General features: G+C 56.4%; 12 protein-coding genes and 1 pseudogene. 9 read left to right on the forward strand and 4 right to left on the reverse strand.

All coding sequences use genetic code 11. The features are described from left to right. The first annotated feature begins 165 nt into the window (after positions 1-165). Together ACR3ES_RS25510 and ACR3ES_RS25515 are read left to right on the forward strand one after the other, a co-directional pair. The gene (locus ACR3ES_RS25510) at positions 166-372 is read left to right on the forward strand and encodes a hypothetical protein (protein WP_480634817.1); all 207 of its coding nucleotides are present in this window, start codon (positions 166-168) and stop codon (positions 370-372) included. Between the two features lie 63 nt (positions 373-435). Next, a complete protein-coding gene (locus ACR3ES_RS25515) occupies positions 436-855 on the forward strand; it encodes a hypothetical protein (RefSeq protein ID WP_480458735.1) in 420 nt (139 codons plus the stop codon). Here ACR3ES_RS25515 and ACR3ES_RS25520 read toward each other — a convergent pair. Next, positions 839-1,956 (reverse strand): annotated as a pseudogene (locus tag ACR3ES_RS25520) (IS3 family transposase). The gene ACR3ES_RS25515 and the pseudogene ACR3ES_RS25520 overlap by 17 nt on opposite strands. Positions 1,957-2,157: 201 nt before the next feature. Between ACR3ES_RS25520 and ACR3ES_RS25525 the strand changes: the two are divergent. Both ACR3ES_RS25525 and ACR3ES_RS25530 read left to right on the forward strand, forming a co-directional pair. Next, complete coding sequence (locus tag ACR3ES_RS25525; protein ID WP_480426035.1) at positions 2,158-2,502, forward strand: hypothetical protein; 345 nt, start codon at positions 2,158-2,160, stop codon at positions 2,500-2,502. Positions 2,503-2,798: 296 nt separating this feature from the next. Continuing rightward, on the forward strand, positions 2,799-7,043 hold the full coding sequence (locus ACR3ES_RS25530) for a strawberry notch-like NTP hydrolase domain-containing protein (protein WP_480426034.1): 4,245 nt from the start codon (positions 2,799-2,801) through the stop codon (positions 7,041-7,043). 225 nt (positions 7,044-7,268) lie between these two features. Here ACR3ES_RS25530 and ACR3ES_RS25535 read toward each other — a convergent pair whose 3' ends face one another. Beyond that, on the reverse strand, positions 7,269-7,547 hold the full coding sequence (locus ACR3ES_RS25535; protein ID WP_480426033.1) for a hypothetical protein: 279 nt from the start codon (positions 7,545-7,547) through the stop codon (positions 7,269-7,271). A gap of 140 nt (positions 7,548-7,687) precedes the next feature. Here ACR3ES_RS25535 and ACR3ES_RS25540 point away from each other — a divergent pair, with 140 nt between their 5' ends. The 4 genes from ACR3ES_RS25540 to ACR3ES_RS25555 all read left to right on the forward strand — a co-directional run bounded on the left by ACR3ES_RS25540 (position 7,688) and on the right by ACR3ES_RS25555 (position 11,681). Then, positions 7,688-9,346 (forward strand): ATP-binding protein, encoded by a 1,659-nt coding sequence (locus ACR3ES_RS25540; protein ID WP_480426032.1) that lies wholly within the window; start codon positions 7,688-7,690, stop codon positions 9,344-9,346. Positions 9,347-9,709: 363 nt separating this feature from the next. Next, positions 9,710-10,627 (forward strand): ArdC family protein, encoded by a 918-nt coding sequence (locus ACR3ES_RS25545; RefSeq protein ID WP_480426031.1) that lies wholly within the window; start codon positions 9,710-9,712, stop codon positions 10,625-10,627. A gap of 95 nt (positions 10,628-10,722) precedes the next feature. Beyond that, complete coding sequence (locus ACR3ES_RS25550; protein WP_480426029.1) at positions 10,723-11,301, forward strand: hypothetical protein; 579 nt, start codon at positions 10,723-10,725, stop codon at positions 11,299-11,301. After that, positions 11,298-11,681 carry a hypothetical protein gene (locus tag ACR3ES_RS25555; protein ID WP_480426028.1) on the forward strand — a complete coding sequence of 128 codons (384 nt, stop codon included), beginning with the start codon at positions 11,298-11,300 and terminating at the stop codon, positions 11,679-11,681. Before ACR3ES_RS25550 ends, ACR3ES_RS25555 begins: the two co-directional genes overlap by 4 nt. Positions 11,682-11,726: 45 nt before the next feature. Here the strand turns inward: ACR3ES_RS25555 and ACR3ES_RS25560 are convergent, their stop codons facing one another. Both ACR3ES_RS25560 and ACR3ES_RS25565 read right to left on the reverse strand, forming a co-directional pair. Next, positions 11,727-12,047, reverse strand: a complete 321-nt coding sequence (locus tag ACR3ES_RS25560; RefSeq protein WP_480426026.1) for a hypothetical protein — start codon at positions 12,045-12,047, stop codon at positions 11,727-11,729. A gap of 171 nt (positions 12,048-12,218) precedes the next feature. Further along, the gene (locus ACR3ES_RS25565) at positions 12,219-12,530 is read right to left on the reverse strand and encodes a hypothetical protein (protein WP_480426025.1); all 312 of its coding nucleotides are present in this window, start codon (positions 12,528-12,530) and stop codon (positions 12,219-12,221) included. Between the two features lie 178 nt (positions 12,531-12,708). Between ACR3ES_RS25565 and ACR3ES_RS25570 the strand changes: the two genes are divergently transcribed. Beyond that, positions 12,709-13,182 (forward strand): hypothetical protein, encoded by a 474-nt coding sequence (locus ACR3ES_RS25570; protein WP_480426023.1) that lies wholly within the window; start codon positions 12,709-12,711, stop codon positions 13,180-13,182. Positions 13,183-13,244 lie beyond the last annotated feature (62 nt).

Consider the following 13,244-nt stretch of genomic DNA (forward strand, 5'->3'; position numbering starts at 1 on the left):
TTGATAGGCCCCAACTATGGTTTGGCCGTTTAGAAAGTGACCTGCGCTATCTCATTTGTTCGCATCGATCGCAGACGAAGAGGCGGGAGGATGGTCGAAAGCCCGCGTCGTCTCAGCGAAGCGGATCAACGCAGAGAATTCCAACAAAGGCCCGAGGGTTCGACTATGAAACAAACAGACTTTGAAGTCGGTAGGCGGTTCAGAACCTCGACAGGATACTGGCTTTGCACCGATATTGGGAGCCGCGTAATTGCTGCTATTAAAGTGGATGCCCGACAGGACCAATCGTGGTTCAATGGCCCACCTTATTCAGTCGATGAGATTGTCTTTGACGAAAACGACTTTGCTGCTTGCGTGCCAGTAGATGGCTAGTTTCCAACAAATCTCCGAGCTGCACCCTGTTTCAGTCTGGAGAGCTCAGACAAAACCCAAGATATGAAAACCTCTTTGTGTAATCCTGCTGTTTTTGTCGCCACCGCGATCATCTTAGCGGCGTGTACGACGCCTTACGAGCAGTGTATCGCCAGTATCAATGCGCCATTGCGAAACACAATGGAGACGATTGCGTTCTTTGAAGGAAACATTGCTCGAGGCTATGCAATTCATACTCAAGAGGTGCCGTATTTACATACCTATGCATGTGCTGGTTTTGACAGTAAGGTCAGGGTCTGCCAGGAAACTCGGCTACGCGTCCAAGAGACACCTGTCGCTATCGACATTTCCGAAGAAAGGCAAAAGCTCAGTGAGGCCCAGGCTCGACTGGAGAAACAAAAACTGAGCGTAAAGTCTGCTACAGCACAGTGTCGAAAAGCTTACCCCCAAGTGTCCAGCCCCATTTCTATGGGCCAGTTTTAAGCAGAGTTTCTGGAATGGGCGGATGCATGTTTAGGGCCTGATGGGGCCGGACCCGATTGTACTGTCTGAGCCATGTATTGATGACGATCTGCGCCTGCTGGGTGGTGTGGAACCACTCGGTATTGAGGACTTCGCGGCGCAGTGTGCCGTTGAAGCGCTCGTTGTATCCGTTCTCCCAAGGCGATCCCGGATAGATCTGGATCGGCTTGATCCCGACCTTTCTCAGCCAGTCTTGCAGGGACACCGCGATGAACTCCGCGCCATTGTCGGAACGAATGTATTCCGGCTTCCCGCGCTGTAGTAACAGTGGGTACAGCGCATCCAGTACGTCTGCGCTGTTCATCTTCGGTTTGACCGCTACGCAGAGCGCCTCGCGTGTGTACTCATCCAGCACCGTTAACATCTTGTAGCTGCGCCCATTGCTGAGCTTGTCGTGCACGAAGTCGATCGCCCAGACATGGTTCGGATGGGTTGGCCTCAAGCGGATTACCGAGCTGTCCTTGTGATATAGCCGTCGTCGCTTCCTATGCCGCTGTGGGAGCTGTAATCCTTCTTCGCGCCAGAGACGCTCCACCTTCTTGTGATTAACCCGCCAGCCCTCCATGTGCAGCAGTTCGGCGACCTTGCGGTAGCCATAACGCCCATATTGCTTGGCCAGCCGGATCATCGCTAGGCGCAAAGCCTCATCATCCTTTGGGACTGCCCTGTATTGCAGTGTACTCCGCGCCAACCCGATCACACGGCAGGTGCGCCGTTCAGATGTGGCCAGCTTTTGTCGGGTATGGACCGCGGCCTGACGAAGCTGGTCTGCCGTCAGGCCTTCGGCTTTAAATAATCGAGGCTCTCCTTGAGAATGAGCTTGTCCAGCTCAAGCTCCGCCACAATCTTCTTGAGGCGATCATTCTCTTTCTGCAGTGCCTTTAGATTGGCCATCTCTGATCGTCCCATGCCACCAAACCGTTTGCGCCATGTGTAATAGGTCGCGTCACTGACACCAGCCGTTCTGCATGCCGTCGCAACATCCGAACCAGACGCCAGGCTCAGCTCAATCTCACGCAAAAGCCGCAAGATATCTTCGTCCGAATACCGCTTCCGCGCCATCAATCCCGTCTCCAAAACTAAGCCAACTTTGGCACAGTTTTACGGGGACAAGACACAAGACTAGGCCGTGTTGACAAAAGGAAAGCCTAACAGGGCAAGGCGCACCATAGCAGGTGTCTATTTAAATATAGCATCGGAGTATTTCCCAGGACAGTAAGCTGGTTCTAGTGTTACGTTTGAAACGAATTGATTGGCCTTCGAATGCTCGCTCAAAAATCGCCGGTTTTCGCAATAAATTCGGCTTTTGGTCTTGCGCACCAGGCGGAACCATCGGTTCATCGGTTCATCGGTTCATCGGTTCATCGGTTCATCGGTTCATCGGTTCATCGGTTCATCGGTTCATCGGTTCATCGGTTCATCGGTTCATCGGTTCATCGGTTCATCGGTTCATCGGTTCATCGGTTCATCGGTTCATCGGTTCATCGGTTCATCGGTTCATCGGTTCATCGCCGCCGCTGCGCCCTGTTTCTGTTTGAAGCTGTAACAACGGCTCCGGCTGATACCAATACCAATGCCCGCATTTATGCCAATCAACTGAATGTCTAAAGGCAATAAGTGGGATGCGCATTGAAGAGGTCTTTTTTGAAATCACGTTCACTGCGGACCGCGCAGGTAGAATAAAGCATATTGTCAAACGACCCAGTGAAGAGGACGCGTTGGAGCGCATCAGAGCCGCTTACCCTGGCCAAACCCTCGCGATCCATGACATCCGGAAACACGTTTGGATGCGTGACACCAATTCCCATCGTCCCGAGCGGCTGAAGGCCGACCCCAAAAAGTCTAAAAAGTAAGAGAAGACTTCTTTTTTGCCGATTTTCATTCATGGAAAAAGGCAGAATCCAATGCTTCCCACTGGAAAAACCCGCGAGCTGATCGCAACCCTGAAATCCCGAATTCAGAACCACACTCTTGATACCCGCCGTCTGAGCGACGTGATGACCCGAGGCTTGGGCGGCAGTGATGCAAGTGGGGCGTGGACCTGGCGCTTGGCCTTCGACCTCATGCAGATCGCTGCCGGCCGTATTGTGCAGGTCGATGCCCGGAACCCGCAACGAACCCTTGCACAACTGTCTGCACTGATGGGTCGCCTGCCCACGGAAACACGCCGTTCTGAACGCCAGCTGCAACTTCAACAATTCAGCACTCCGCTTGATCTGGCTTTTGTTGCCTCTTGCGCGGCCCAGATCCGGCCGGATGACCTGATCCTCGAGCCCTCCGCCGGGACCGGAGCCCTGGCGGTCATGGCGCAGGGGCAGGGGGCGAAGCTGCTGCTGAACGAGTTGGACCCGCAGAGACGCACTCTCCTGCAGGTGGCCAATGGTCAGGCGGTCACGGACCATGATGCGGAATTCATTGCGGATCTGATCGACGAGCGACTTGCACCGAGCGTCGTTCTGATGAACCCACCCTTTGCCTCCAGTGCCACCCGATCTGATCCGACCATTGCTGCGCGCCATGTGTTGTCGGCATTGAAGGCGCTCCGTCCCGGTGGGCGTCTCGTTGCAATTGTGCCACCATCGGTCTCCGCCAGTGGAGATGCGGGTTTGTGGCGTCGGATCTGCTATCAGGCCGCTCCGGTCCTGCGCCTGCATCTGCCGCGCGCCATGTTCCGGAAGATGGGCGCGTCCGTCAGAACCGATCTGTTGGTCCTGGACAAATCTGGGGCAGGGGAGGGGAAAGACTGCCCTGTTCACAGCTGCGTTGATCTGGAAACCGCTCTCTCGGTCTTGCGGGACGCTTGCCCACCACGGGTGCAGCTGGCAGCCCCAGCAGCAAAGAAACCCACGCGCAGCCTTAAACCTGCGGCACAACCCGCTTCTCGCGGTCGGAAGTTGATGTTGCCGGGCCAAAGCAGCGTCACCGCAAATGTAACCGCACCGCTCAAAGTGGAGACCTACAGTGAGCCTCGGGCCAACAAGCCCATATCGGATGTCTATGCCAATTACGCGCCGCAGCGGATCTCGATTGAGGGCTCACAGCCGCATCCTTCACCGCTGGTCGAAAGCCTGGCCATGGGCTCGGTTCATCCGCCACTGCCAAAGGGCGAAGTGCTGTCGCTGCCGCAAAAGCTGGTCACGGAGGGCGTGTTGTCCGAGGCCCAGCTCGAAACCATCCTTATGGCGGAAACTTCGTTCTCGACGGATCTGCCGGGGCGGTTTGTCCGCGACGATGAGGACACGCTGGTCCGGTCGGACGATACAGAAGGCGCGCTGGCGATCCGGCAGGGTTACTTTCTCGGGGACGGTACCGGCTGCGGCAAGGGCCGCCAGGTGGCCGGGACTATTCTGGCCGGATGGCTTGCAGGCCGTCGTAAGGCCTGTTGGGTTTCGAAGAGCCAGACACTGATCGAGGATTCTGTCAGGGACTGGACCGATATCGGCGGAGGCCAGAGCGACATCCACGCGATCAGCCGGTGGAAACCGGACGAAGAGATCAATCTTTCGCAGGGCATTCTCTTCTGCACCTATGCCACCCTGCGCTCTGTTGGCCAGAGCGGTGCCCGTCGACTGGACCAGATTTTGCGCTGGTTGGGCGACGATTTCGATGGCGTGATTGCTTTCGACGAAGCCCATGAGATGCAGAATGCCGGTGGCAGCAAAGGCTATCGCGGTGTGAAAGCAGCCTCGCAACAGGGGCTGGCCGGTCTGCGGCTGCAGAACGCCGTTCCTCGCGCCCGGGTGCTTTACGTTTCGGCCACGGGGGCTACGGAGGTCTCCAACCTTGCTTATGCGTCCCGCCTGGGGCTCTGGGGGCAGGGGCCTGAATATCCGTTCCCGTCCCGTGCTCAATTCGTGAGCGCTATGGAAGCCGGGGGTGTGGCAGCCATGGAAGTGGTTGCCCGCGACCTGAAGGCCCTCGGCCTCTACACGGCTCGCGCGCTGAGTTTCGAAGGGGTCGAATATGACATCCTTGAACACGCCCTCACGCCCGGGCAGGTCGAGATGTACGACACCTATGCGTCCGCGTTCAAAACGATTCACACCAATCTGCAGGCGGCACTGGAAGTAACCGGGATCACCAACACAGACGGCGAGGGTGCCGCAAAGGCGGCTGGGGCTGCGCGATCAGCGGCAATCTCCGCATTTGAGAGCACCAAGCAACGCTTCTTCAACCACCTTCTGCAGGGCCTCAAGGCTCCGGCCGTGATCGAACAGATCCGCTCGGACATCGAGGTGGGTTTTGCGCCCGTGGTACAGATTGTCTCAACCGGCGAGGCCTTGCTGAAGCGGCGGCTCGAAACGCTTGATCCCGACGAGGATTTGACGGAGGGATCCTTAACGCCTCGGGACTACGTGGTTGGCTACCTCGAGCGCGCCTTTCCGATTACCCAGCAAGTCCTTATCGAGCAGGAGGATGGGTCAGTTCTGTCGCAGCCCTTGCGCGACGAGCAGGGTCAGCTCGTGATCTCGCGCGAAGCGGTGGCACTACGGGAGGCGGCACTGGAAGAGATTATGCTGCTGGCCGCCGTTCCCTCCGCGTTGGATCAAATCATCTGGGCCTTTGGTCCGGAGATTGTCAGGGAAGTGACGGGGCGGAGCCAGCGCCCGGTGAAAGACGACGCGGGCAATCTGCGGATCGAGCGGCGCGGCGCCAGTGCCAATTCCGCCGAAACCAGGGCGTTCATGAGTGGCGACAAGTCCGTGTTGATCTTTTCTGATGCGGGTGGGACCGGCCGGTCTTATCACGCCGCGCAATCGGCGAAGAACCAGGCACGTCGACGCCACTACCTGCTGGAGCCGGGATGGCGCGCGGATGCAGCCATTCAGGGTCTTGGGCGCACCCACCGGGCGGCGCAGGTATCGGCACCGTTTTTCCGGGTCTGCACATCGGACGTCCATGGCGAGAAGCGTTTTACCTCGACGATCGCCCGGCGTCTGGACACGTTGGGCGCGCTGACCAAGGGGCAGCGGGAAACCGCCTCTCAGGGCATGTTCCGGGCCAGCGACAATCTGGAAAGTCCGATCGCTCGGGGTTGTCTCCGCAGCCTTTATGGCGATCTTGTCCGCGGCGATTGTCCCGCAATGAGCTACGATGAGTTCACCAACTGGACTGGCCTGAAACTCACGACACCCGAGGGCATTATGCTGGAAGAACTGCCACCCATCCAACGTTTTCTCAACCGGGTGTTGGCCCTGCCGATCGCGATGCAGAATGCGATCTTTGCGGAGTTTATGGAGAAGATCGAACTTGCCATCGAGCGCGCACTGGCGGCGGGTACGCTTGATGTTGGCCTGGAAACCCTGCGCGGGGATCGCATCACGGCCGGCGCGGCACAGGAGCTGCGCGTGTGTGACAAGACCGGTGCCAGTACCTCGCTGGTGCCGCTCACGATCGAAAACAGGATGTCTTATCGAAGCGCCGGTACCATTCTTGAAGATCACCCAAATCTGTCGCCCATGCGCAATGCAAGCTCGGGCAATGTGGCGATGATCAGTAAGCGACCGCGGCAGGTTTATGGCGATGAAGGTGAAATGGTGTTGGAACGTCGGATGGTCCGCCCGGCAAAGAAGAGCTTCCTGACCGAAGAAGCGTATGTGCGCTCCGCCTGGGAGCCTGTTGCAGCATCCACCTTCAAGACACTCTGGGATGCGGAGGTGGCGCAGTTGCCCGAAACAGAAACGCAGAAACTGCACCTGCTGACCGGTCTGATCCTGCCAATTTGGACGGAGATCCCCGGCGACAATACTCGGATTTACCGGGTGCAGCCGGAGGAGGGACCTGCCTTGCTCGGTCGCGCCATCGACGAGACCCAGGCGGCCGCCCTGCGTGGCAAGTTTATGGACCTCGATGCGGCGACGCCGGTGGACTTGCTTCGGATCGTGATAGATACGGATCGTGCCGTGGATCTCGGTGGTGGGATCAGCCTGAAGCGCCGGCGTGTGGCCGGACGGCAGCGGTTGGAACTCACGGGAGTCTCGAAGGACAGCCTCCCCTGGCTCAAGTCCCTAGGATGCTTCACGGAAATCCACCAGTACCAGCTCCGGGTGTTCGTGCCGGCCGAGCCGGAAGAAGATGCGCTGCGCATCCTCACAGCCATGCAGCAAAAAGGTGGTGCGCAGGAGCAGGCGGCGATTGCGGCTGAATGAATACGGAAGCAGGGGTGGTGGCCGACCTGGCCCGCCATCTCTGAAGAAGGGGAAGCGCCGAGGTTGCTGATAAATCTCGACAATTGCCGGTTTAAGCCTTGTCTAGCACTATGGTATAAAGTGTTTGACGGGAAGGAGATTTACCGTCTGTCGCCCGACGACGGGACACATGGCCTCACAGCTTTTCCTTCCCGTTGTTTTTCGTTTTGGATCCGCCCTGTTCTGTCACTCCGGTTGTGAAAACTCCGCAAGATACTTCGAAACTGGGACGTCGTGGCGGCATAGCCAGTCCCGTAGCACCACCCAGTGGTCTTGTGGTGTCGCATCCGCGCGCCGTTCATGCAGTTTTGACATGTTGACGTGCAACCCGCGATACCACTGGATCTTGAGCTTCAGGCCGTGGCCTTTGGACCAGCGACGAAACGCCAACTGCCAGTTGTCCGTTCGGGCCGATTCAAGCGCCATGTGCAAGTCATGTGGAATCTGTTCAGGCCAGCTGGTCATGTCAAATACTCCGCACGGGGTCTTGGTTCGGTCTGCATATATCCTCTCAAAATCGCAACGCAAGACCCGGTTGCCGGGCGGATCAGTAAAGGAAAAGGAGACTTTTTGTCGGGGTGTTCAACTCATCAGGAGAATATCTCATGACCTTTTCTTTTCACGCCCGCGTTGATGACGACGGCATCAGCAAAGTCAGCCGGCTCTTCAACGCTTCCGTTGATGACGTGCTGAACGAATTGCTGCAAAACGCCCGCCGCAGCGGCGCGACGACTGTCCATATCACCGAGTCAGAAACTCCGGAATTTGGCGCGTCGATCTGCGTTGCTGACAACGGCCCGGGCATTGATAGCCCAGAGATCCTGTTCAAGCTTGGTCGGAGCGCGTGGTCTCGCGATGTTGCGCAATCAGAAGATGCCGCAGGCATGGGCTTCTTCGCCCTCGCAAACCGTGGCGCGCGAGTGATTGCCCAAAAACGAGGGACCGATACATCCTGGGTGCTGCAGGCCAGCCCCGAGGCATTTTCCGGTGAAGCCTGCATTGTCGGCGAAGTTGGCCCTTCCCATCATCGTGGCATGGCCGTGACATTTCCCGTGCGGAACATGGACTTTGTTTCGGAGGCGGTCAAGAAAGCCGCCAGGTATTGCCCGCTCGATATCACGTTCAATGGCGAGGCGATGGAACGCGTCGATTTTCTGGCAGATGCAAAACACATCGAAGAATGGCGTGGCATTCGTATCGGCGTGTATCACCGGCGACCGCTGGTTCACTCAAGTTTCTACCACAATGCCAATTTCCATGGTGTGACGTTGCATGTGCCGCTGCCAACGCTGCAGCAAGAATTTCACCACAGCTTTGAAGTTCTGATTGATGTGGCACACTGCGTGGACCTGAAACTGGTTCTGCCCGCACGCAAGGAGGTTGTGGAAAACGAGTTTCTTCACCAGCTGCAGGCTCGAATCCACAAGATCTATTTCCAACTGGTTAAGAACGCTGGCCAGCATAGCCTGAGCTTCAGAGATTACAGCCGAGGGTTGGAACTCGGGGTTGAACTGCCGGAGGCCGTGAAACAGTTGCGTCTCTTTGTTCCGGATCAGGCGAACCACGACCAAAACTACAGGAGTGACCCTGTAACGGTTGCGTGCAACGGTTTCCTTTACATCGACTCTGAAGGACCGGTGGAAGAGCAGAATGTCGCACGCGCCATCAATCAGAGCATTGAGCCAGAGCGTGTCTACGAACCCGTTCCGGCATTTATTGGCTATGAGTGGTATGATGAATTTCCACGCATCAGACTGAAGGGATATGGAGCAGTCCTTGAAGGCAAGTGGATGGAAGTCACGACGGAAGACAGATTTGAATTCACCAACAGACCGGATCGGTTGGCAATTCTGCTTGAGGTTAGCGAACGTCACAAACACCTGTGTCTCGAAACAGACGTCGTTGTTTTGGCCGAAGATTACGTTTCGCTGGATGAAGCGGATGTCCATGTGGTCGCTTCCTGCGAAATCACCCCAGTCGCCTTAGTCGATTTCCTTGAAGCGGCGTTGTTTTCTCCGTCCGACGATTCCGAAGCCGGTTCCTATGATCAACAACGCCAGTGGTTCACAGACGAAGCCGAGGATCTGGCTTACACGATGCTCCAGTCCACAACTGCGGCGAACACCAACCTGATCAAGCGCGTGGTCCAGCGTGAACTGTTCTGGCGGTTTCCGTCGGGACAGGATTACACCATCCAGATTCGAGACCGGAAGATCACGGTGTTGGGACTGAACGACGGCTCAGAGCAAGCCGTCACTCCATAAAAATGGGCTGCCCGTCAGAGCGGCGACTTTAAGGCTGTTCTGGCGGGGTCCGCATCCGCTCGTGGTTGGTCATAACGTCTGGCGAGACAATCCGAAACTTGCCAACCTGCCGACCTCTGCACTTTCTACGTTGAAAGCGCGGCAGAATATCCTTGAATCCTGCATCTTGTCTGGCGCACTCGAACAGATCCGCAACAAGCAAGGTCGCAGAATGCCCACAGGCTCGGCATCCCACCCACAGGCCGTGGTTGGCGATGGTCCGGAGTTAGGTTCCGGTCTGCATGTTGTGACCCCTATCACCCCAGAAAGAGAAAGAACGCTTCCGGTTTTGGTGACTTTTACCAAGGACCAAGGGAGGCCGTCATGGGCACGCCGAAATTCAACATTTATGAACATGTGACTGAAACGATCTTTGCCGAGATGCAGGCGGGAACTGTGCCCTGGCGCCAGCCGTGGAGCGGCGGCAGTGGTTTGGCACTACCGCTGCGGTCCACTGGCGAGCAGTATCGGGGCATCAACGTCCTGATGTTGCTGACCGCCGCAATGAAGCGCGGCTATGATTGTCGGACGTGGATGACATATCGCCAGGCGCAGGAGCTGGGCGGGCAGGTTCGTAAAGGAGAAAAGTCCACGACCGTCGTGAAGTTCGGCGCGATCCGGGTGGAAGGGGAGGCCGATCCCGTGACTGGCGCGCCCGACGAGGATAGTATCCGCCGTTACGCCCGCGCGTATCGTGTATTCAATACCTGCCAGATCGATGGTCTCGATGCGCATTGGTACGATCGTCCCGCCGCCCCCAAAACATTTGGAACGCAGAGCGATCCGGCGCTGGATGCCTGGTTTGCGTCCTTGGGCGTGCCGATCGAGCATTCGGATGACCCCCGGGCTTATTACCACACGGTTCGGGACATTATTCACATGCCTCTTGTTGAAGCTTTTGAGAGCGCAGCCGGTCTCTACGACACCTTAGCTCATGAGGAAGCTCATGCGGTTGCGATAGAGAAACGTTTGGGTCTGACTTTCGAAGGCAAGACCGCGGCTCTGAGGTTGGCAACGGAAGAATGTTTCGCTGAGTTAACTGGCGCGATGGTTTATGCCCGGCTTGGCGTTCCAGCGAGTGCCGGGCAGAACGCGGCATACATTAAGCATTGGCTTGAGATCTTAGGCGAAAGCAACGGGGCTGTTTTCAGGGTTGCCTCTATGGCGCAAGCCGCGGCGGATTGGATGTTTGCCAAAGCCGGAGATCCGGACTGCGACATCCCAGCGGTTGTGGCCGAGTAAACCCGTGCTTCCCAGGTCACCAGCAGCGGTAAGAGTGAGAGGTGGCTTGGGTTTCTTTTGATCCCGTTGGGTGGATCGAAAAAAGGGAAACCAAAATGACAGATTCCATCACTGCTCTCCCCGCTTCTGGAAGATTCAACAACCTGTCCCAGAGTGACACGCTGGGCCGATTTGAATGGTTCGAGCTGGTTGCCTGCCGTACTAATGAACTTGAGGGATGCGTTGTTCAATGTGAAGCCGGGTCCGCCGAATTCTGGGGCATCTACGGACGCTCCAACGAGGGCACGCCCGAAAGCCCGGAACATCTTGCCACAGCCATCCATGATTCAGAAACGGCACTGGAAGCCGTGCGGATCGCGCGGCAGATTGCGGTCGAAACCGGCAAAGGCTTTGTCGCCGGTGACAACCAGTTCGGCCATTTTCCGAGGCGGGTCGGTATTGGAATTTGGCCTGTTGCTGAATTCAGCGAGATTGCCGAAGATCTGACTATGGCGATCCACGACGATCTCGATGAGACCATCGACGAGGCCGATCGGCGCGACGATGATTTTGACAATCACCCGCTTTCGGATCTGCGCGAGGCTTTTGTCGAGTTCTCCGATTACTCAGGCAGCGATCAGCGCAACCCATACACTGCGCTTGATATTCAACCTGAAGGAGGGCGACGCCAATGACACGCAGGATCGAAATGCGATGCAAATACTGCGGCAGCTCCGATGTTCGCCGCGACGCTTCTGCCGAGTGGGATCCCGAAGCGCAGGATTGGGTACTCGTCGACACCTATGATCAGTCATGGTGCAGTAGCGACAAATGCGATGGCCGAGAAACGTGTTCCATTGCACCTTTTGACATCGACACTGGTGAAGAACTTCGCGAACCACCAGGCTCGTTCGAGTACGTTCCGAAAGCCGAAGCCGATGTGCTTTGGGCCGCAGAGAGGGAAAGGTGGGTGGCTGAGCGCGTAGCGCGCAAAGAACTGGAAAAACACGAACAACACATAGGTGAAATCGAGAAGACGTTGGCGGCAGCCCATTTGCCGTGCGGTTCGAATTGACGTCGGAAGAACGGTGAGGGGACTATACATCCCACTCGCCGTTTTCTATTGATTGTCTTTCAGATCAAGAGGTGGGCTTGTCGTGACCGTCACTGTTTCTCCGGCTGAGATTGTCTTTGCGCATATCCCCAGTTCCGGGATCACATACCCATTTCTTCGCTGGTAAATATTGCGTAGATAGCGCCCTCCCAACTCTGCTTCAAACAGGCACAGAATATTCTGGAACTTCCCCCAAACACCGGCAACAGCGACCAACGGAATCTCTGATGGCAATTGGTCAACACGCTCAAAATCACGAAAATCGATCCCACATTCCTTCGCTTGACGAAGACTCATTGTGAAACGCTTATTACTTTCAGCCATCATCTCTTCGACTCCTCGGCAACTCTGACGTTGTTGGAAGCAATAATCTCATTTCGACTCAGTATTTGCATAGTACAGGACGCTAAAAACTAAGATCACTCGTGTTCGGTGTATTCATTCCTAGCGAGAATTTCTCATTCTTGCTGTCGAGGATCTGAGCAACCGTGGCGCGCGCTACCTCGGCTTGTTGCTGTCGATCCAGCGGGACATCAGCGTGCGATCACGGAAACAGTCGTCCGGAACGGCACTTCTCTTGATCCGGGCAATTCGTTCCGCAAAAGCCACCTGCTTTGAGCTCGGCCGGGTGTCCTGCACGCGAGGCGCTGTTCGCTGGGTGTCGATCCACTGGCTAAGCGCCCGGCGATCCTGCTGGATTTCCCAGGGCAGAACCACATTCTGTTGCTCCGCGAGTTTACGTGCATAGGCGAGTTGCTTGGTCGTGGCTGGCAGAGCGGTTTGAGATTCCGAAATGGCAGGTGCAGACATCGGTATTTCTCCTTCAGCAGCGTTGCTTCAGTGTAGAACAAACCGGGTTCAAAGGCAATCATATAGTGTTTACCGGAGATCTTTATACCACATATGGTGTCGTTGAGTGAGGGTGAGAGGAGGCTTCTTTTGCTGTGTCCCTAATCCGGGGACAAAGACAACCAGCGAGGATACTCCCATGAAAATCGAACTGAAAAACATCAAATACGCAGCCTTCGCATCAGAGGAGACCAGCTGCTACAGCGCCAGCCTGTACGTTGATGACAAAAAGATTGGAGAAGTTTCCAACGACGGTAAGGGCGGGTGTGATCTCTTCAGGGGCGATCATGTCGCCTACAAGGAAGCCGACACCTGGTGCCGTCAAAACTTGCCCAAATGGTCGCTGCCCGAGTTTTCCGACAAAGAGTACGAAACAGATCTTGAGCATCACTGCGGCAGTCTTTTGGAAACGTGGCAATACACCAGGGACTACAAACGGGCGATTAAGACCAAGGTTCTTTTCATCTTTTCCGACAAGCCCGGCGTTTATGAAATCAAACACCGAGACCAGGCTGAGCGGGTTGTTGAAAAACTCCGGGCGCAGCACCCCGGAATCCGGATCCTCAACACCCTGCCACTGGATGAAGCTGTAGCCTTGTTCCGAAGCGCGTAGACCGTCGCGGCCGATTTCTGACCTTGCCCTCAACTCCGAGAGGAGAAGGTGGCCTCTTTCCT

Source organism: Ruegeria sp. B1 (assembly GCF_056535885.1).

Bases quoted from the DNA above. Each gene is read 5' to 3' on its own strand.
- ACR3ES_RS25510 (WP_480634817.1), top strand. From the start codon at position 166: ATGAAACAAACAGACTTTGAAGTCGGTAGGCGGTTCAGAACCTCGACA.
- ACR3ES_RS25515 (WP_480458735.1), top strand. From the start codon at position 436: ATGAAAACCTCTTTGTGTAATCCTGCTGTTTTTGTCGCCACCGCGATC.
- ACR3ES_RS25525 (WP_480426035.1), top strand. From the start codon at position 2,158: ATGCTCGCTCAAAAATCGCCGGTTTTCGCAATAAATTCGGCTTTTGGT.
- ACR3ES_RS25530 (WP_480426034.1), top strand. From the start codon at position 2,799: ATGCTTCCCACTGGAAAAACCCGCGAGCTGATCGCAACCCTGAAATCC.
- ACR3ES_RS25535 (WP_480426033.1), bottom strand. From the start codon at position 7,547: ATGACCAGCTGGCCTGAACAGATTCCACATGACTTGCACATGGCGCTT.
- ACR3ES_RS25540 (WP_480426032.1), top strand. From the start codon at position 7,688: ATGACCTTTTCTTTTCACGCCCGCGTTGATGACGACGGCATCAGCAAA.
- ACR3ES_RS25545 (WP_480426031.1), top strand. From the start codon at position 9,710: ATGGGCACGCCGAAATTCAACATTTATGAACATGTGACTGAAACGATC.
- ACR3ES_RS25550 (WP_480426029.1), top strand. From the start codon at position 10,723: ATGACAGATTCCATCACTGCTCTCCCCGCTTCTGGAAGATTCAACAAC.
- ACR3ES_RS25555 (WP_480426028.1), top strand. From the start codon at position 11,298: ATGACACGCAGGATCGAAATGCGATGCAAATACTGCGGCAGCTCCGAT.
- ACR3ES_RS25560 (WP_480426026.1), bottom strand. From the start codon at position 12,047: ATGATGGCTGAAAGTAATAAGCGTTTCACAATGAGTCTTCGTCAAGCG.
- ACR3ES_RS25565 (WP_480426025.1), bottom strand. From the start codon at position 12,530: ATGTCTGCACCTGCCATTTCGGAATCTCAAACCGCTCTGCCAGCCACG.
- ACR3ES_RS25570 (WP_480426023.1), top strand. From the start codon at position 12,709: ATGAAAATCGAACTGAAAAACATCAAATACGCAGCCTTCGCATCAGAG.